21 protein-coding genes are annotated in these 20,227 nt (G+C 31.5%); 15 read left to right on the forward strand and 6 right to left on the reverse strand.

What is annotated here, in order from left to right; translation table 11 throughout:
• Positions 1–97: 97 nt before the first annotated feature.
• From Q0921_RS23190 to Q0921_RS23240, 11 genes are all read left to right on the forward strand, one after another.
• Complete coding sequence (locus Q0921_RS23190; RefSeq protein WP_299261252.1) at positions 98–2,266, forward strand: M3 family metallopeptidase; 2,169 nt, start codon at positions 98–100, stop codon at positions 2,264–2,266.
• Between the two features lie 45 nt (positions 2,267–2,311).
• A complete protein-coding gene (locus Q0921_RS23195) occupies positions 2,312–2,962 on the forward strand; it encodes a DinB family protein (protein WP_299261254.1) in 651 nt (216 codons plus the stop codon).
• An 8-nt stretch (positions 2,963–2,970) separates the two neighbouring features.
• Positions 2,971–3,681, forward strand: a complete 711-nt coding sequence (locus Q0921_RS23200; protein WP_299261255.1) for a hypothetical protein — start codon at positions 2,971–2,973, stop codon at positions 3,679–3,681.
• Positions 3,682–3,704: 23 nt separating this feature from the next.
• Positions 3,705–4,160 carry a tRNA (cytidine(34)-2'-O)-methyltransferase gene (locus Q0921_RS23205; RefSeq protein WP_299261256.1) on the forward strand — a complete coding sequence of 152 codons (456 nt, stop codon included), beginning with the start codon at positions 3,705–3,707 and terminating at the stop codon, positions 4,158–4,160.
• An 11-nt stretch (positions 4,161–4,171) separates the two neighbouring features.
• Positions 4,172–4,684, forward strand: coding sequence for a GTP cyclohydrolase (locus Q0921_RS23210; protein ID WP_299261258.1), 513 nt, complete (start codon positions 4,172–4,174; stop codon positions 4,682–4,684).
• A gap of 578 nt (positions 4,685–5,262) precedes the next feature.
• Positions 5,263–5,415 carry a hypothetical protein gene (locus tag Q0921_RS23215; protein ID WP_299261260.1) on the forward strand — a complete coding sequence of 51 codons (153 nt, stop codon included), beginning with the start codon at positions 5,263–5,265 and terminating at the stop codon, positions 5,413–5,415.
• A 47-nt stretch (positions 5,416–5,462) separates the two neighbouring features.
• Positions 5,463–5,639, forward strand: coding sequence for a hypothetical protein (locus Q0921_RS23220; RefSeq protein WP_299261262.1), 177 nt, complete (start codon positions 5,463–5,465; stop codon positions 5,637–5,639).
• Between the two features lie 549 nt (positions 5,640–6,188).
• A complete protein-coding gene (locus tag Q0921_RS23225; RefSeq protein WP_299261264.1) occupies positions 6,189–7,055 on the forward strand; it encodes an AraC family transcriptional regulator in 867 nt (288 codons plus the stop codon).
• Between the two features lie 95 nt (positions 7,056–7,150).
• Positions 7,151–7,864, forward strand: a complete 714-nt coding sequence (locus Q0921_RS23230) for a pirin family protein (RefSeq protein WP_299261266.1) — start codon at positions 7,151–7,153, stop codon at positions 7,862–7,864.
• Between the two features lie 11 nt (positions 7,865–7,875).
• Complete coding sequence (locus tag Q0921_RS23235; protein ID WP_299261268.1) at positions 7,876–8,505, forward strand: NAD(P)H-dependent oxidoreductase; 630 nt, start codon at positions 7,876–7,878, stop codon at positions 8,503–8,505.
• A gap of 1,643 nt (positions 8,506–10,148) precedes the next feature.
• Positions 10,149–12,119 carry a peroxidase family protein gene (locus Q0921_RS23240; protein WP_299261269.1) on the forward strand — a complete coding sequence of 657 codons (1,971 nt, stop codon included), beginning with the start codon at positions 10,149–10,151 and terminating at the stop codon, positions 12,117–12,119.
• A gap of 87 nt (positions 12,120–12,206) precedes the next feature.
• Here Q0921_RS23240 and rimO read toward each other — a convergent pair whose 3' ends face one another.
• Positions 12,207–13,508, reverse strand: a complete 1,302-nt coding sequence (rimO, locus tag Q0921_RS23245; protein ID WP_299261270.1) for a 30S ribosomal protein S12 methylthiotransferase RimO — start codon at positions 13,506–13,508, stop codon at positions 12,207–12,209.
• 143 nt (positions 13,509–13,651) lie between these two features.
• Between rimO and Q0921_RS23250 the strand changes: the two genes are divergently transcribed.
• Complete coding sequence (locus Q0921_RS23250) at positions 13,652–14,764, forward strand: serine hydrolase (RefSeq protein ID WP_299261271.1); 1,113 nt, start codon at positions 13,652–13,654, stop codon at positions 14,762–14,764.
• On the opposite strand, the gene Q0921_RS23255 is transcribed toward Q0921_RS23250, so the two are convergent.
• The 5 genes from Q0921_RS23255 to rpmB all read right to left on the reverse strand — a co-directional run bounded on the left by Q0921_RS23255 (position 14,761) and on the right by rpmB (position 18,212).
• Positions 14,761–16,428 carry an amidase family protein gene (locus tag Q0921_RS23255; RefSeq protein ID WP_299261273.1) on the reverse strand — a complete coding sequence of 556 codons (1,668 nt, stop codon included), beginning with the start codon at positions 16,426–16,428 and terminating at the stop codon, positions 14,761–14,763. The two genes, Q0921_RS23250 and Q0921_RS23255, sit on opposite strands and share 4 nt — an antisense overlap.
• Positions 16,429–16,527: 99 nt before the next feature.
• The gene (gene ftsY, locus Q0921_RS23260) at positions 16,528–17,481 is read right to left on the reverse strand and encodes a signal recognition particle-docking protein FtsY (RefSeq protein WP_299261275.1); all 954 of its coding nucleotides are present in this window, start codon (positions 17,479–17,481) and stop codon (positions 16,528–16,530) included.
• Between the two features lie 127 nt (positions 17,482–17,608).
• Positions 17,609–17,761: a DUF4295 domain-containing protein gene (locus Q0921_RS23265; RefSeq protein WP_299261277.1), complete on the reverse strand. Its 153-nt coding sequence runs from the start codon at positions 17,759–17,761 to the stop codon at positions 17,609–17,611.
• A gap of 4 nt (positions 17,762–17,765) precedes the next feature.
• Positions 17,766–17,948, reverse strand: a complete 183-nt coding sequence (rpmG, locus tag Q0921_RS23270; RefSeq protein ID WP_118461813.1) for a 50S ribosomal protein L33 — start codon at positions 17,946–17,948, stop codon at positions 17,766–17,768.
• Between the two features lie 24 nt (positions 17,949–17,972).
• Positions 17,973–18,212, reverse strand: coding sequence for a 50S ribosomal protein L28 (gene rpmB / locus Q0921_RS23275; RefSeq protein ID WP_118461811.1), 240 nt, complete (start codon positions 18,210–18,212; stop codon positions 17,973–17,975).
• A 511-nt stretch (positions 18,213–18,723) separates the two neighbouring features.
• Between rpmB and Q0921_RS23280 the strand changes: the two genes are divergently transcribed.
• The 3 genes from Q0921_RS23280 to Q0921_RS23290 all read left to right on the forward strand — a co-directional run bounded on the left by Q0921_RS23280 (position 18,724) and on the right by Q0921_RS23290 (position 20,158).
• Positions 18,724–19,125: a hypothetical protein gene (locus Q0921_RS23280; protein ID WP_299261279.1), complete on the forward strand. Its 402-nt coding sequence runs from the start codon at positions 18,724–18,726 to the stop codon at positions 19,123–19,125.
• A gap of 126 nt (positions 19,126–19,251) precedes the next feature.
• The gene (locus tag Q0921_RS23285; RefSeq protein ID WP_299261293.1) at positions 19,252–19,587 is read left to right on the forward strand and encodes a hypothetical protein; all 336 of its coding nucleotides are present in this window, start codon (positions 19,252–19,254) and stop codon (positions 19,585–19,587) included.
• Positions 19,588–19,756: 169 nt separating this feature from the next.
• Complete coding sequence (locus Q0921_RS23290; RefSeq protein WP_299261295.1) at positions 19,757–20,158, forward strand: hypothetical protein; 402 nt, start codon at positions 19,757–19,759, stop codon at positions 20,156–20,158.
• Positions 20,159–20,227: the final 69 nt, after the last annotated feature.

Consider the following 20,227-nt stretch of genomic DNA (forward strand, 5'->3'; position numbering starts at 1 on the left):
TTCGTGAGTATGTTGACTAAGCTTGGCTTTTGAAAGATAAATCATTTAGAAAAACACTCATAAACTCAATACAAACAAAATAAAATACTCAATCAATATGAATACTCAGCATATCTCAAAAACACTTCAGGCGATAGCGATCTGTTCACTAATTGCCGTGACTAGTTGTAACAAAAAGAAAGACACTGTGGAAAAATCAAATCCAGAAGAAAAAACCTCAAATATATTATTATCAGAATGGACGGGACCTTATAGCGGTACTCCTGCTTTTGACAAAATGAATATTGTCGATATCAAGCCAGCTTTGGAAAGAGGTATGGAATTGAATATAGCAGATATCGATGCTATCACCAGTAATACAGAAGCTCCAACTTTTGAAAACACTATTGTTCCACTAGAAAAGTCAGGACAAGAACTGAACAGAGTTTTTACATATTATGGAATTCTAAGTAGTAATATGTCATCTCCTGAATTTAGGGAAATTCAAAAGGAAATGGCTCCAAAATTATCTGATTTTCGTTCTAAAATATCTCAAAACGAAATTTTATTCCAAAGAATTAAAACGGTATATGATAATGCTCAGAAACAACCTTTGGAAGCAGATCAACAACGTGTAGTGCAATTGACCTATAAACAATTTGCTATGAATGGCGCTGAATTAGATGTAGAAAAAAAGAAGCGCTACGCGGAAATAAATAAAGAATTATCGGAATTATACACCAATTTTTCGAATAACATTTTAGCAGATGAAGAAGGATATGTAACTTATCTTACTAAAGATCAACTAGAAGGATTATCAGAACCATTAATCAAAGCATATGGCAAAGCAGCTATAGATAAAGGACAAGAAGGTAAATATGCAGTAACCAATACAAGATCTTCTATGGATCCGTTCCTCAAGTATTCTAAAGAGAGAACGCTACGAGAAAAAGTTTGGAGAAGTTATTACTCTAGAGGTGATAACGGAGATGATCAAGATAATAATGAGAACATTGCTAAAATTCTAAAGTTAAGAAAAGAGCGTGTAGCATTGTTGGGGTATGATAATTATGCGGATTGGAGATTACAGAACAGAATGGCTAAGAATCCTGAGAATGCCATGAAATTAATGAATGCTGTTTGGCCAGCTGCTATTGGCCGAGTAAAAGAAGAAGTCGCTGATATGCAAGCTGTAGCAGATGCTAATAAAGATAATATCACTATTGAGCCTTGGGATTACAGATATTATGCAGAAAAAGTTAGAAAGAAAAAGTATGACCTTGATTCTGATGAAGTAAAGCAATATTTACAGCTAGGTAAGCTTAGAGAGGCCATGTTTTTTGTTGCTGGAGAATTGTTTAATTATAAATTCACTCCAGTAACAAAAGGAAATGTTCCTGTATTCCATGAAGATGTAAATGTCTGGGAGGTAACCGATAAAACTTCTGGCGAACATATAGGTTTATGGTACTTAGATCCTTTTGCAAGAACAGGGAAACGTTCTGGTGCTTGGGCTACAACCTATAGAAGCCACACTACTTTTGATGGTAAAAAAACAGTGTTAGCATCTAATAATTCGAATTTTGTAAAACCAGCTCCAGGAGAACCAATTTTAGTTTCTTGGGATGATGCAACAACATTTTTTCATGAATTTGGTCACGCACTACATTTCTTTTCATCAGAAGTAAGATACCCAACATTAAATGGTGGTGTTAGGGATTATACAGAGTTTCAATCTCAATTATTAGAACGTTGGTTATCTACAGATGAAGTGATTGATACTTACTTAGTTCATTATAAAACTGGAGAACCTATGCCAAAAGAGCTAATAGCTAAGATAAAAAAAGCAGCTACTTTTAATCAAGGGTTTGCTACTACAGAGTATTTAGCTTCTGCTTTAATGGATATGAAATTTCATTTAGCAGATCCATCAAATATTGATGTAGATACATTTGAAAAAGAAACTTTAGCATCACTTAATATGCCTAATGAATTAGTTATGCGTCATCGCACTCCTCATTTTGGACATGTGTTTTCTGGAGAAGGATATGCAACTGCTTATTATGGATATATGTGGGCTGATGTACTAACATCTGACGCAGCAGAAGCTTTTGCCGAAGCTCCTGATGGATTCTATGACAAAGAAGTAGCAGCAAAATTAGTTAAATACCTATTCGCTCCTAGAAATGCGATGGATCCGGCAGAAGCTTATAGATTATTTCGTGGTCGTGATGCTAAAATAGAAGCACTAATGAAAGATCGTGGATTTCCGGTTACCGTTAAATAAAACAAGGTCAAGTGCATAGCTATAATATTCCAAAATATTTTAATGATGAAAAAATCACCTAACAAGACCAGCAGAAGAAAGTTCATCAAAGGTTCAGCAATACTCACTGCGGGACTTGCAGCTACTCCTTTGATGAGTTTTAGAAATGAAGTTGCTAATCTAGATATTTCTGATAACATCTATTTAGTGGGTCCTCAAAAAGGATATTCTCCACAAATTGGCACATTGCTATCTACAATGACCATGATGAGAGCTTGGGTAATAAGAACTGTTAAAGATCTTACCATAGAACAATTAGATTTTCAGATAGACGAGCAATCCAATTCAATTGGTGCCATGTTATTGCACTTGGCAGCAACAGAAAGATATTATCAGCTTAATACTTTTGATGAAATCTCCTGGAATAAATGGGACGAAGACATAAAAAAAGAATGGGATATTGCCAGTGGTTTAGGCAAAAAGGGAAGAGAAATAATAAAAGGAAACTCTATTGATTATTATCTTCAAACACTTGAAGAGGTTAGAGAAGTAACCAAAAAAGAATTTGCCAAAAGAGATGATGAATGGATCATGAAGTCAGAACCGTTTTTTAGTAATCAACCTACCAATAATTATGCTAAGTGGTTTCACGTATGCGAGCACGAATCGAATCATCGTGGGCAGATGAAATTTATTATTAAAAGGCTTCCTACATAATTAAGGATATGAGTAACCCTTTAAAACTGGATCCCGAAAAAATAATCGATACCATCTCATTATTAGAGAAGCGAATCTCTGATCGATTTCCTGATTCAGGGCTTAAAAAAGTATGTCATAATTTTTTACAAACTGCCCAAGACAGTAAACAAAATATAGATTGGATTTCTAAACCAAACCTCTCTTTGAGAATTTTTGCCTACTTGGTCATATTAATTGGATTAGGTGGATTAATATATAGTATTACCTATGTAGATTTGCAAATCAAAAATACAACGCTTGGAAATATCGTTTCTATATCAGAAGCAATATTCAATGACATCATCCTATTAGGTGCAGCGATTTTCTTTTTGGTTACATTAGAATCAAGATTAAAAACAAAACGTGCGCTTAAATCTCTTAATGAGCTTAGAGTTATCGCTCATGTGATTGATATGCATCAGTTAACCAAAGATCCTAACCTTACTGATTTACCAGAATCAGCAACAAAAAATTCACCAAAACGAACTTTTACTAGATTCGAATTGCAAAGGTATCTAGACTATTGTTCAGAAGCTACAGCATTGGTTGGCAAAGTAGCAGCGTTATATTCGCAAAGCTTACCAGATGAAGCTGTGGTAAGAGCAGTAAATGAGATTGAAGTACTTACAACAGGCTTAAGCAGAAAAATATGGCAAAAGCTTATTATTTTGAACGAATCAAATTCGAATAAAAATTAAAGAGGATAAAAGTAATATAAAGAATGGCATATAATATTGTTCTTGTAGAACCAGAAATACACACAAACACAGGGAATATTGGCCGATTAAGTCTCGCATCCGGATCAAATTTACATTTAGTAAAACCGTTTGGCTTTGAATTAAGTGATAAAAGGCTAAAACGAGCTGGACTGGATTATTGGAAACATATTTCATTAAAAACTTATGAAAGTCTAGATGAATTCTTATCTATACATAAAGGAAAGAAAATGGCTTTTTTCTCTAGTCACGGAAAAACAGATCATTGGTCTATTGATTATGAAGATGATATGTTTCTTATTTTCGGAAAAGAATCAGTGGGCTTACCAAGCAAGATCACAGAAGCCCATTCGGATGATACTTACAAAATACCAATACTAAATGAAAATATCAGAAGTTTAAATCTAGCCAATGCAGTTAGCATTGTAGTATATGAAGGACTGAGAAATCTTACTAAATAAAATATATAAAAGTGATAGTTAAACTTGCTGAGACTAATTTAAAAACCAAATTTGGGGAGTATTGTGAAATTTTGTTTTACGATGGTCAGAAAGAATCCTTTGCTTTAGTAATGGGAAATGTAAAGGATAAAGAAAATGTATTATGTAGAGTACATTCTTCTTGTATTTTCGCCCATCATTTTAATAGTATAGAATGTGACTGCAGGGAACAAATGGAAATCTCACAACAACTTATACAAAAAGAAGGTACAGGAATCATTATTTGGTTAGACCAGGAAGGTAAGTCTAATGGACATCTAGCCTTACTTAAAAGCATTGAATATAAAAACAGAGGACTCTCGCAAGCAGAAGCTTATGAAGCTGCTGGTTTTAAAAAAGATGCTAGAGACTTTTCTCCAGCAGCAAAAATCTTGAATGAATTAGGGGCAACATCTATTCGAATGCTAACCAATAACCCTAAAAAAGTAAACACTTTAAGTGAACTTGGTATTAAAGTTACTGGTATACAACCAACAGTTTTGTAATCTAAAATATTCTGATTATTATCTCCATATCAAAACTGTTATAGATACAAAAAAGGAGCAGTAAGAAAATATGACTAGAACTTATCACACCAAGTGCTATAAATATCTAGTCATAAAAGGTTCCTTATTCTTAAATCGCAACTTTTAGTCAATATCAAAATTAAGAACTACATAAACAGTAGTTTATTTCACTAAACATAACAGTGTGTTGTGTGAGTTATTTTTGAAATATTCTTACAAAAAAGATGTTTTAACAAAGAAATCATCAAAACAAACATTAATAAAGGCTCCAATGTTATCAAATCGTTAATTTGGGTAGTATTTTACTTTTATTCGATTTCTAACATTTACCTCAAAAGATTGCGCATAATTTATCGATTTACTTCAATATGATACGATATATGCAAAATTCCCTCCTATTTATTAAAGACTAAGCACTGCTAACATTACCAAAACCCTTGTAAGTAAAGGGTTGTTAAGATTTTTTTAAGAGTTTAAACTCTTTTTTTAAATACATTTGCACCCGTTTTGAAAAAATAAGGAAACTTAAAAATAACACCTAACTAATTTTTATTAAAATGATCAAAAAAATCCCATTTCTATTTATGCTTGTTATTGCTTTTGCATCTTGCGAAAGTACATCTGTGGAAGACGAAACATTTAATGCAGAAAATGACAAGCCAGAAATCATCGATATTTACGAAGATGAGAGTCACGGCTTAGGAAACTAAAACATAAAATATCCCAAAATAGAATTAAAATAATAAAACAAATAAAAATGAAAAAATTCACATTCCTATTAGTATTAGCTTTAGCTACAGTATTCGTTTCTTGTGAAAACGAAACTATTGAAAGTCAAGTTTTCAACGAAGAAAACAACAATAACGATAATAATGATAATACCGAAGACGATAACACCGAAGGTGATGAAATCGTAATAGGTGGTAATGATTAATTACAACAAATCTCTTTTATAGATTAGAATTAGCAAATAATAAGAGTAAATCTTATTTTAAAGGGAAAGTCCAAACGACTTTCCCTTTTTTATTTGTATTATTATTAACTAATTAAAGAAAATAACTAGATAAATGAACTAAAAAAAGAATTATGAAACCGGTTTCTTTTTATAGTAGCATTCTTTATCAAACAAATAAATATTCATTGATCAAAACTCACTTGGTCAAAATTATAAATTGCTGGTTAGAAAACTCGAAGAATAACTAGGGTTTTATTTTTCGAAAAATGAATGATTACCATACAGATTACTTAGGAACAGTTATAAAAGAGTTAAAAAAAAATCCAAATTTACCAGAGAAGGTTTTCAAACAACTACTGCCAATGAATCTAGGTTTAAGAATTCGCTAATCACTGAACAATTAGAACATCATTATGAATATAATATTTGATGAAGCTATAAACTTTCTTATCAAGAAGGAATAGGTATTGCAGAAGAGATGATCATCATATTATAATAACAAAAACATATCTATACTTAAATCAACAAATGACTTCCATCAAAACATATAAGCTGACGGATAAAACAGAAAAGCAGATCATTTTTGATATAACAAAAATGGAAGATATTTATGATAAAACTAGAGGTGAAATTGACACACCACATCGACACGATTTTTATATCATCCTTTTAGTCTCAAAAGCTAAAGGCACTCATATTATCGATTTTAATAAATTCTTACTTGAAGATTGTCAAGCATTTTTTCTCAGTCCTGGACAAGTACATCAAATTAAGGAAGAACAGAAATCATATGGTTGGGTAATCACATTTTCTAGACAATTTCTTGCTAAGAACAATATTGATCATCGTTTTATCGAAGACATCAACTTATTTCAGGATTATGGTTACACTCCACCTCTTTCTTTAAATGAAATACAATTAAAAAAATTGAATACATATAGTTCACAAATTTTTGAAGCATATCATACTTATTCGAAATTTAAAATAGAAGCTGTTGGTGCTTTATTAAAGCTTCTTTTAATCTATAGCAATACTATTTGTAACGTTGATAAAAAAAATCCGCAACAACTACATTCAGGTTCTATTATACTTAAAGAATATAAAAATCTTGTAGAAGAACATTTTTCGAATTGGCATAAAGTACAGCAATATGCAGAAGTATTGTATGTAACGCCTGATCATCTAAATAGGACTGTAAAATCTCTGATAGGAAAAACTGCTAAAGAATATTTACAATCCAGAATTATTGTCGCTGCAAAAAGACTTCTAAGTTTTTCGGACAAAACTACTAAGGAAATTGGATATGATTTAGGATTTTCCGAGCCCGCTAATTTCAGTAACTTCTTTAAAAAATGTACTGGCTTCCCTCCTTCTCAATTCAGACAACCACATTAAACATCGGATTTTTATAACATTCTTCCGTATTATTATATTTTAGATCATTGTCTAAAAATCGAACTTTGTATTCAAATATAAAGAAAGGATATATTATGAAAACGGTAATGCATAAATCAGATACCCGAGGAGAAGCTAATTTTGGATGGTTGAACTCTTATCATTCTTTTAGCTTCGGAAATTATTACAATCCAGAAAGAATGAATTTTGGTGCATTAAGAGTGCTTAACGATGATACAGTATCATCAGGGATGGGATTTGGTAAACATCCTCATGACAATATGGAGATTATATCAATTCCTTTAGAAGGTGATCTAGAGCACAAGGATAGTATGGGTAATACAACCATCATCAAACAAGGAGATATACAAGTAATGAGCGCTGGAAAAGGTGTCTTTCATAGCGAGTATAATAAAAATTCGGATAAGGAAGTAAAGTTTTTACAAATATGGGTAACTCCTAATAAGAAAAATGTAGCTCCCAGATATGATCAGATTACAATAGAGAATAAAAATATCAAAAATGAATTGTATCAAATCCTGTCTCCCAATCCAGATGACAATGGAGTTTGGATTCATCAGGATGCTTGGTTTCATCTAGGTGAGCTAGAAGATGGCAATAAGCAAACCTATACATTAAAAAATAAAAAAAACGGAGTCTATGTTTTTGTTTTACAAGGAAGTGTTACTATCGAAGATAATTTCTTAGAAAAAAGAGATGGATTAGGCATCTGGGATGTAGAAAGAATTAAAATTAAATCTAACGGAGCTTCTAAAATATTACTTATGGAAATTCCAATTACACTATAAATCATATTCATATGGAACTATTAAAAAATTTAGAATGGCGTTATGCCACTAAGAAGTTTAACCCTAACAAAAGGATTTCTGAATCTGACCTTGAAAAAATTAAGCAAGCTATTTCATTATCCGCCTCTTCCTATGGACTACAGGCGTACAAAGTTTTGATTATAGAAGATCCTGAGATTCGTAAGCAATTACTGCCAAAATCTTGGGGGCAGTCTCAAATTGTAGATGCATCGCAATTGATTGTATTTTGTAATTACTTAAACGTGAATGATAAAGTAATTGATGACTATTTAAAATTAAAAGGAGCTATACAGGATTTAAGTTCAGATGACCTAAAAGGATATGGTGATTTTATGAAGTCCAAAATTACTAAATTCAGCGATGAAGCAGTAAAATCTTGGACCACTAAGCAAACTTATATAGGTTTAGGCAACCTACTTGTTGCCTGTGCGGAACTTAAAATTGACGCATGCCCGATGGAAGGTTTTGAATCAGAAGCCTATAATGACATATTAGATTTATCCGAAAAAGGTTTATCCGCTGCAGTAATTGCAACAATTGGGTACCGATCTGAAGAAGATTTAGCTCAACATAATAAAAAAGTGCGAAAACCTATCAATGAGCTATTCGAAACTATATAAATACGAACTCTAATATCAACATAAGGAGACTTGAAAACTATTAAAATCAAGTCTCTTTTTCTATATCCTATAATAGATAAAAAAATGTTTCAAACTCATTTATTAGATTACAATCAATTTACCATCTCTTTTTTATAGAAAATTATCAAAATAGAGTTTTCAACCTCTAATATTACCAAATTGTTAAGTTTATAATGTATTAGATAAAAATAGCAATAAATATATTTCAATGAAAACGTAAAAATAATACATTCAAACAACTCATTATTTCATAACGTTATTAATATCTCATCCCTTGCCTTTCCTGAGTTACGAAAATCTCAAGTTATCATTTCTTTTAATTATAGAACAAAAACAACCATCACCTTAAATTAAGAATTTCGTATCTCTTTTTTAAATATTTTTGCGCCCGAATAAAATTAAATTAAAAATAAAGCGTTTAACATAAAACTTTGTCCCTTAATAAAATAAAGAAATAAAGTTCTCTCTTATATTAGAATTAGCCAAAAAATCTAAAGAGTATTACGCAATAGAATCGAGGATCGTTATGGTCCTCGATTTTTTTTATCCTTAAAGTAAATTAGAAATACAGATAGCATAAAAACCCAATTCTATCATAAGGTAATCTTAATAGCAGCCTTCAAATTAAAATACATACTAAAAAATAGTTTTTTGTAGTCATTATAAACGCAGAAATTTCTAGTAAAACACCTAAATAAATAAGCTGAGTACGTGTTCGCTTCTCCACTTAAAATTTTTAAGTATTACAGTTATATAAGTTTTCTAAGTAATACCAAAAATTTAGATTATGAACACATAACAAAACTCTTTTAAAAGCTTAAATCTTTAACAAATTTTAAAAAAACATTCATTGAACACTAGCTACTTTTTACAGAAAAGTAGCTGTTTTTTACATAAAACCTCTTTTAAACTATATAAGCCTGCTACTATAAATTTATCTTTATATAGTTTCACATACCATAATTGAATTTTAATCTTTATAAAACCAACCAATGTTTAAAGTTATCTTCTTACCTAAAAACTTATTCTAATGATTGCTTAACAAAACTAGTCCAGGCACCTTATTATAATGAACAAACCTTTAAATCTAACACAAAATCATCATGCTTAAAAAATCTAAAACTATTACGCAAGATCTAAATCAAAGAGTTGACGAAAACAGATATTTCCAAACTACAAAAGACATCTCTAACCAGCATAAATATTATTTTCAAAAATATTAATGGTTCTATCAACCATCACAACGAATTTAATAAAAGAACCTAGCAAGTAGTGCTACTCACTATATAAAAAGACTAAAGTTCAAGTAATTATCTTAAGAAACTTAAAACTATACATTCCTAATTTTATATTATTTCTAAAATTTATTAACCAATAGAAATGGTATCAAGCTTTATTTATTTGGAAATAGTGCACTAGCCATATGTTACACTAGTTTCTTTACTCTTCTTTGGATCTAGCTATTACTTTCTCAAACATAGCTATAAAAAGTTATGCTGTGTTGAATCATAAAATTATTTAAACAACCAATTTAAAATTTTAATTTATAAACACTAATCATTATGTTACACAAACTTTCTATTCTTAAGCTTTTCATAAGCTTTAACTTACTTTTTTTGTTGATGATATCAACAAAAACTATGGCTCAACAGCCTTCAAAAAAAAATATAGGTAAATATTTAACAGGTACTTACTACAGGAATTATGATACTAAGAGTCCCGACAGAAGTCATAATAACCGTGATGAATTTAGATCTATAGATGGCTCTAACAACAACATTAAACCACAAAGAAGAAGTTGGGGTGCTGCAAATAGTATTTTTTATCGAGAATTATCATCAAACTATGGCTCTGAAAACCAAAATGGTGCTTTAAATGATGATAATCGTCCTTCTGCAAGAGAAATTTCTAATCTGGTTTGTGACGAACCCGTTACTCAGTTCAACACACTAGGTATTAACACCATGCATTACTTTTGGGGACAATTTATCGATCATGATATGACTGTAACACCTACAGGTGAAACGGAATACGTGCCTATAGAACTTCCTCAGGATGAGGAGTTATTTACTGTGGATATTCCTTTTTTTAGAAGTGAATATATTACGGTAAATTCTCAAAGAGAACAGTTTAATGGTAATACTGCATATCTAGACGCATCTATGGTATATGGATCAGATAAAGAACGTGCAGATTGGCTTCGAACTTTTGAGGGCGGAAAGCTAAAGATGTCTGAAGATGATTATTTACCATTTAACACCTTAACTAGTGAACGTAATGGCGAAATCGATCCTGAAGCTCCTTTTATGGATGACGATGAAGGAGGAACAGTTAAAGTTTTCGTAGCAGGGGATCAACGAGCTTCAGAAAATACAATTTTGACCTCTTTACAGGTAGTCTTTTTAAGAGAGCATAATAGAATCTGTGATGAATTACTTTCTAAAGGTTATACAGATGATGAAAAAATATATCAAATAGCAAGAAAAGAAGTAGGAGCTATCATACAGGCTATAACTTATAGAGAGTACCTACCTGCTTTAGGAATAGAGTTACCAAAATATAGAAGATATAAGAGTTCTGTACGGCCTGATATTATGAACACATTTGCAGCAGCTTCTTTTAGAATCGGACATACGCAAGTATCCGATGATGTAGTAGTGGTAGATAATGATTGTGAAGAAGTAGGGCCAGGAGAGTTTGAATTAGTAGAAGCTTTCTTTAATACAGACCTTTTTTTGGAATATGGTCCGGAAACTTTTTTGAAAGGAGCTACTGTACACAGGCTTTATAAAACAGATACCAAAATTAATGATGTGTTACGAGACTTCTTATTTGGTAATGTAACTGATGAAATTCGTTTTGGATTGGATCTTGGTAGTATCAATATCCAAAGAGGAAGAGATCATGGGTTACCTGATTATAACACTGCAAGAAAACACTATACCGGTAGAAGAGCTAGAAGGTTTTCTGATATTTCCTCTAATGACACCGTTGCAAGAAATCTAGAGTCCTTATATAATGACATCGACCATATTGATCTTTGGGTAGGTCTTCTATCAGAAGACGAAATAGAAGGGAAATTAATAGGCCGCACCATGTCAGCTATGCTATCTAAACAATTCACTAACCTAAGAGATGGTGATTATTATTATTATGAAAACGATCCTTTCTTTTCTAGATCAGACAGAAGAAGAATCCAAAGAACATCATTAACAGATATTATCCATAGAAACACTTCTCTAACTAGCTTATTCGATGATGCTTTTGAACTTGATTTATGTTTTGGTGATGGAGTTCCTGAAGACAGAAAAGCGATCAACAGTGTAAAAGTATTAGCAAGCGAAGAGAATATAAAGCAAGTAATCTATCCTAGTCTTGTGAAAGATATAATCAATATATCCTTTAATGAAACTTTTGAAAATGGAATCATTGAAATTTATTCCCTTACAGGTTCACTTATTAAAACAAAACATATTGGCGGAACTTTAAAAACTCACCAACTAGATTTAAGTAATTTTAAATCTGGAATATACATTGTAAAAACAAAAACAGATAAACACACAGCGCTGGTTACCAAAATAGTCAAATTGTAAAATTTAACTGACAGATTGGAATACGGTTATTTCTATATACAAAGAGATCGAACTTAGAAAAATATTCGATCTCTTTGTTTTTTTATATTAAATCACTTCACCATATAGATCAAAATCCTCGGCTTCATATATTTTGACAGTAGTATATTCTCCAGTTTTTAAATAAAACTTAGAAGCATCAACTAACACCTCGTTATCTACATCAGGAGAGTCAAACTCTGTTCTACCTATAAAATAAGGCCCTTCTTTTCTATCAATAACCACCTTAAATTCTTGTCCTATTTTCTGTTGATTCAGTTCCCAAGAGATTTGCGATTGTATTTCCATGATCTCGTTAGCACGATCCATTTTCACTTCTTCTGGAACATCATCCTCTAAGTTATAAGCGTGTGTATTTTCTTCATGAGAATAGGTAAAACATCCAAGACGTTCAAAACGCATTTCTTTTACCCAGTCTCTTAGTGTTTCGAAATCTTCTTGTGTTTCCCCTGGATACCCAACAATTAATGTAGTTCGAATTGTCATTTCCGGTACTGCTGCTCTAAACTCATTAAGAAGCTTAGTAGTTTTTGCTTTCGTAGTACCTCGACGCATTGACTTAAGAATTGGATCCGCTATATGCTGTAATGGAATATCGATATAATTACATATTTTAGGCTCTTGCTTCATTACTTCTAATACTTCCATCGGAAATCCTGTAGGAAATGCATAATGTAAACGTATCCATTCTATTCCATCTACTTTTACTAACTCTCGAAGTAAATCTGCCAACTTTCTTTCCTTATAAATATCAAGTCCGTAATAGGTTAAATCTTGAGCAATCAGTACTAGTTCTTTTACACCGTTAGCTGCTAATTTTTCTGCTTCTGTTACCAATTCTTCAATCGGTGTAGATTTATGTTTCCCTCTCATTATTGGAATTGCACAAAAAGAACAAGGTCGATCACAACCTTCTGCTATTTTTAAATACGCATAATTTTTAGGAGTTGTAGTTAATCTTTCTCCTATTAATTCGTGTTTATAATCAGCTCCCAATGCTTTTAATAAGCCAGGTAGTTCTGTGGTGCCAAAATATTGATCCACGTTAGGAATTTCTTTCTGCAAATCTGGCTTATATCTTTCCGACAAACAACCAGTAACAAAAACTTTATCTACTATACCCTGATCTTTTTTCTGTACATATTCCAAAATAGTATTTACAGACTCTTCTTTGGCATTCGCAATAAAACCACAAGTATTAATAACTACAACATTTCCTTCTTCTTCATGAACCACTTCTTTATTGTTCGCTTTCAGTTGTCCCATAAGAACCTCACTGTCATACACATTCTTACTACAACCTAGTGTAACTACATTGATCTTATTTTTCTTTAAAGTCTTTGTTCTCATATCTTCCGGATAAAGGTTTGCAAAGATACAATGAATAACTAAAGTTTAGCACATAATTACCAATAACTCTAGCTGTTAAAAAAAAAGAAAATATTTAAACCTTTTGTATATTGTATTGTCTAAATCTACATAAGCCCCAATGCATGAGAAATTTTATAACTCCATTTCTATTTTTTCTTCTTAGTTTCATCTTTTCTTGTTCTGAGGATGTAAATGAAGCTATCGAAGATGCGGTCATTATATATCCTAACCCTGATCAAAACGAGTTATATTTCCCTCCTGTTACTTCTGAAGAATGGGAAACCATAACTATTACTAACTTGGGATGGAATACCGCAGCAGAACAAACTCTTTATAATTTCCTGGAAGAAAAAGACACCAAAGCTTTTATCATTCTTAAAAATGGAAAAATTGTAGTAGAAAAATACTTTAATGGAGGTTCTGTATCCGATAACAATCCTTGGTATTCTGCAGGAAAAACATTGACTGCTTTTACTGTCGGATTGGCACAACAAGAGGGGTTACTGGACATTAATGAATCTTCTGCAACATACCTAGGAACTCAATGGGCAAACATCGCAACAGATCAGGAACAAGCAATTACAGTCAGAAACCATTTAACGATGACTACAGGCTTAGATTACACTAATATTCTTTTGCAAAATTGTATTAATTTTGATTGTCTTACGTATCTTAATGAACCAGGGAGTTTTTGGTATTATCATAACGCAGCCTACACACTACTGACAGATATCGTTGCTGAAGCTGTAAACACAGATTACAATTCCTATTTTGACACTAAGCTAAAAAGCAAAATTGGAATGAATGGAACATGGGTAAATATTGGATACACTAACATTTATTATAGCACAGCTAGAAGCATGGCTCGTTTTGGGCTATTAAATCTTAACAAAGGAACTTGGAATAATACTCAAATTCTTACGGATCAAAACTACTTTACCCAAATGATTACTACTTCACAAAACCTAAATCAATCTTATGGATATTTATGGTGGTTAAATGGCAAATCGAATTTTAGAGCACCTGCATTCGAAAATGAATTTTCAGGTGAGTTGATACCAGCTGCTCCTGATGACCTCATAGCAGGTTTAGGCAAAAATGATCAAAAACTATATATAGTACCCAGTAAGAATTTAGTTATTATCAGAATGGGTGATGATACTGGACAGGCGTTACTGGGCCCATCAAGTTTTGACAATGATCTTTGGATAAAAATTAATGCGCTTATTAATTAATTATAGTTAACAGGTATTTTACGTTCTTTAGATATCGATTCATACCACAACCCTAATTGTAACAACTTAGCTTCTGAAAATGGCTTTCCGATAAAAGTAAGTCCTTTAGGCTCACCTTTATTTGTATACCCCATTGGTACTGTTAAAGCAGGATATTTAGCCACTGCAGCATAACCTGCGTGGTAATTATTTATTGACAACACAACATCTAGGTTATGTTTATCAATTTGAGAATCGAAATACTTACGAGCTGTAACTTTAAGATCTTCTTTTATTTTTTCCAGATCTTCAGGAGTAGTGCTATCTTTTACAATTCCTTCAAATATCCCTTGTCCATATGGAATCCTAACAAGTGTATCTTGTAAATTGAATGCAATTACATCTTCTATTGTTTTTATATTGACATTATCACTGGCATATAAATTAATATAGTTAGGAAGATCATTTTTCATATCTATATTCAAAATACTAAGAAATCCTGGTAGCGAAGTTTGTTCTGGCTCCACCTCTACAATTTCTCCACCTGCATTTTTTATCTTATCAATTGCTCTAGCATATACAGAATCTTGCAACAAACTCTTAATAACACCAAAACGCTTTCCTTCTATAATAGAATCTTTTATAGATATTATAAAATCTGTTTCGGTATAAACAGAAGTAGCATCTTCTGGATCTTTGCCGATCATTGCATTTAACAAAATAGCATTATCAATTACACTTTTTGTCATAGGTCCTGGTGTATCTAGCGTACTAGAAATCGGAACAATACCAGATCTACTTAACAAACCAATCGTTGGCTTCAACCCTACAACAGAATTCTGACTAGAAGGAGATAAAATGGATCCACTTGTTTCTGTTCCAACTGCCGCTATACAAAAATTTGCTGCTACTGCTACCCCACTTCCAGAACTAGAACCACCTGATTCAAAAACCATTCTCCCATAAGGATTAAGCGTTTGACCACCAATTGCGCTATATCCAACTGGGCAGCCAATACATAAAAAATACGCCCATTCGCTTAGGTTTGCCTTGCCTAAAATTAATGCATCCTGCTCTAATAGTCTTTTAGCAATAAAAGCATCACCAGTTTTATTATCCTGAAGCGCTACCGCACCAGCCGTGGTCTTCATGTATTCGGTTCCAATATTGTCTTTCAACAAAATCGGCATGCCAAAAACCGAATTAACATCAATAGTATTTTTATCAACTTTATCTAATGCTCTTGCCTGTTCTACTACTTTTGGATTTAAGGATATAACTGTATTTAGAGATAAAGAGTTATCACTCTCATACATACGGATTCTATAAATATAAAACTTAACCAATTCTTCATATGAAAGCTCACCTTTTTTGACACTTTGCTGGATAGCAGGTATATCTTTCTCAAGTACAAATTTCTTTAGCTTATTGTAATCTTCTGCAGAAAAATAATCCAGTTCTGACTCTAAAGGTCTCCATATATCATTCTTATCCAAAACTTTAGAATTTACAAGTTTCAAATGCATCCTTTCTTGGTCCAATTTTTTCGTCGACTCTAAATCCTCTATTTCATCATAAGACTCCCAAACTACCTTAGATTGTATCCCTTCTTGTTGTTCTTCTTTCTCTTTTTTACAGGAACTAAAAATCAGAAGTGATATAAATATATATATTAGTTTTCTCATAGATTGATGGTTTGTAAATATTTTGAGAGTTTAAAATATAAAAAAAGGTGTTATGAATATAACATAACACCTTTTTAACTCTTCTATAACAGTCTTAAATTACTTAAAAAACGAATCCACAAATTCATATTTGTTAAACACTTGAAGGTCTTCAATCCCTTCTCCTACTCCAATATATTTAACCGGAATCTGGAACTGATCACTAATTCCTATAACAACACCACCTTTAGCAGTTCCATCTAATTTTGTAACTGCCAATGAGGTTACCTCCGTTGCAGCTGTAAACTGTTTTGCCTGTTCAAAAGCATTTTGACCTGTAGAACCATCTAAAACCAATAAGACATCGTGTGGAGCATCACCGATCACCTTTTGCATAACACGCTTTACCTTGGTCAACTCATTCATTAAATTCACCTTATTATGCAATCTTCCGGCTGTATCTATGATAATAACATCTGCATCCTGATTCACTCCAGATTTTAACGTATCAAAAGCTACAGACGCAGGATCACTACCCATATCTTGCTTTACGATAGGAACATCCACACGATCAGCCCAAACCTGCAACTGATCTATAGCAGCAGCTCTAAACGTATCAGCAGCTCCTAAAACCACTTTCAAACCTTTTTTATTAAATTGATAAGCTAATTTACCAATGGTAGTTGTTTTTCCAACACCGTTTACTCCTACCACCATTAAAACGTATGGTTTTTTATCTACTGGAATCTCGAAATCTGTAGCTTCGCCAGAATTCGTTTCAGAAAGTAAACCTGCTATCTCTTCTCTTAAAATTTGATTTAATTCGTCGGTCCCTAGATATTTATCCCTAGAAACTCGACCTTCTATTCTTTCTATAACTTTTATTGTAGTTTTCACACCTACATCACTAGTTACTAAAACTTCTTCCAGATTATCCAGTACATCATCATCTACTTTGGATTTACCAGCAACAGCTTTACCTAATTTAGAAAAGAAGCTAGTTTTAGACTTCTCTAACCCTTTATCTAAGGTTTCTTTTTTCTCCGAAGAGAATATTTTTTTAAACAAACTCATGTATTATATTCAGAATGCTAATAAGTTAAAATTAAAACACTAACATAAAATCGCATAAATATATAAAAAGAAAGAGCCATTCCAATTAAATTGAAACGGCTTCTTTATAAAATATTTTTCTTGCTAATTACTTTTTACTAAAAAAGTCATTTACTGCATCTGGTTGCATAATTGACTCTACAAAAGTATACGCTCCTGTTTTCGGAGATTTTACCATTTTAATAGCTTTGGTCAACCTCTTTGATCCTGTCTGTAACGATGCTACTGATTTCTTTGCCATTGTCTTATTTTATTTCTTTATGAACAGTCATTTTCTTAAGAATAGGATTAAATTTCTTTATTTCCATTCTATCCGGAGTGTTCTTCTTATTTTTTGTTGTAATATATCTAGAAGTACCTGGTTTACCAGTTGCTTTATGCTCTGTACATTCTAAGATTACCTGAACTCTATTACCTCTCTTTGCCATTATAGTATCTTTTTAAAAGCTGATTTATTTTGTTAAGAAACCTTTAGCTCTTGCTTCTTTTAAAACAGCAGCAATACCGTTTTTATTTATATTTTTTAAAGCCGCAGTAGACACCTTAAGTGTTACCCAACGATCTTCTTCTGGAATATAAAAACGCTTTTTTATTAAATTCGCGTTGAATTTACGTTTTGTTTTATTCATAGCGTGAGAAACGTTATTTCCCACCATCGCTTTTTTACCTGTAAGCTCGCAAACTCTTGACATCTCTTCTTAATTTTGGTATTATTTCAAAACAGGGTGCAAATTAACGAATTATTTATCGAACCACCAATAATAGTTTTGTAATTTTTTTCTCTTTTTTAAAATTTTATTTCAAGACGTCGTTATAGAGTAAAATAAAAGGTTTTTGACTTTTAAAGCATACTTATTAATCGGTTTGATATTCGCGATAAAGATAATGCATTAGTTTTCAGAAAACTACCTCATATTTCTGAAAAAACAGGTATTTATACCTATAGAGTAGGTCGCACATAGCAATTACCTTTACACCAGTTAGTTTTCATAACTGTAACTAACTACTTGATATGGGGTAATTGAGTAGTAAACAAGCGGATCTTAGGATCCGCTTTTTTTATGCATTCGAGTTAAGGTAATATCTAAAACCAAAAATTCTTATTATCAAAATTTTATACAACTAAAAAAACTTAAGAGAACTTCTGCCAAATGATTGATTTTTAGAACCCTAAATTGTATATTAGATAAAAAAACGATTGTTATGTACCAAAATAACACGAATGACTTCATCAGAAAGCATGAACTTGATATAGGATCTTTCTTTTTCTACAAAAACTTTATGATTTCAGAGATGAATGAAGGAGCCTCATTAAATTATGATAAGGCCACAAAATTGTTTTTATTAACCAAAGAATATTATGGAACTAACATACCATTTGTTTATATAACAAATAGAAAAAACTCCTACTCTTTTGAACCCACAACTCATTTTAAATCAGCAAAATTATTCCCTAACTTAAAAGGGTATGGAGTAGTTACATACAACTCTATAAACAATAAAATAGCTTCATTAGAACAGTCCTTTCTTAATGTTCCTACAAAAATTTTTGAAAATCTAGATGATGCAAAACTCTGGGTAAAGGAACTTATCATGCATGATTAAACAATATGAATTTAATAATAAATTAACTATAAAAATAAATTATTAATATTTTAAACGATACAAATATGTGTTTTTAATAAAAAAATAAGTATATTACCATAGTAATAGGAAACACATCGTTTAAAAATGGTTCATAATTTTAATAATAGGTTTACCTATAAGCAGGACCTTAGTATTGGATTATTTTATTTCTATAACAATCATATAATTTCGAAAACAAAAGAAGGCGTCATCCTTACTTTTGAAAATTGCTCTGGCTTACTGGAATTAATTCATTCCTATTACGGAACTATTATTCCATTTATGTATACATCTAATAGAAAAAAATCCTACTCTTTTGTACCTACTGAGCATTTTAAATCTTCAAAGTTATTTCCGAATTTTACAGGATACAGTGTAGTAACTTATGATGCCGTCAATAACAAAGTGGCTACCTTAGAACAATATTTTATTGAAACTTAAACTAAAAATTTTCAATTGTTTAGATGATGCTTTGCTATGGGTAGAATAATTATTAAACAACTAAATGATAACTAATTAAAATCATCTTACGGTAATAACAAGCTACAAAACACTCCATGAAAACTTATTTATAATTTATTAAACTTAATAAAATTGTACTCAATTAAAAATGGCTTTCACATATAACAAAAAACTTGCTCATAAACATGAACTTGACATTGGAATATTTTATTTCCATAAAAATTTCGTGATATCAGAAATAAACGAAGGAGTTATTCTTACTTATCAAAATGCTTCAGAACTCATAAAACTAGGAAAAACACACTACGGTGACAAAACACCATTTGTTTATATCGCCAACAGGATCAACTCCTATTCTTTCGAACCTACAAATCATTTTAAAACAAATGAACAATTTCCTAATGTAAAAGGATATGCTGTAGTAACTTATAATCCTATCGGATCGAAAATTGCTAAGCTAGAAAAATCATTCTTAAAAATTCCAACACGTACTTTCAATAAACTTGATGATGCAATTAAATGGGTAGATAAATTAGTTATCCCAGATTAATTAAAAGCTTATTTCAGATTTTCTTCTAAATAGAAGAGTAGCAATCCATTGTACTAATATTTTCATAAT

The organism is uncultured Aquimarina sp. (assembly GCF_947496855.1).
In the GTDB taxonomy this organism is placed as follows: Bacteria; Bacteroidota; Bacteroidia; order Flavobacteriales; family Flavobacteriaceae; genus Aquimarina.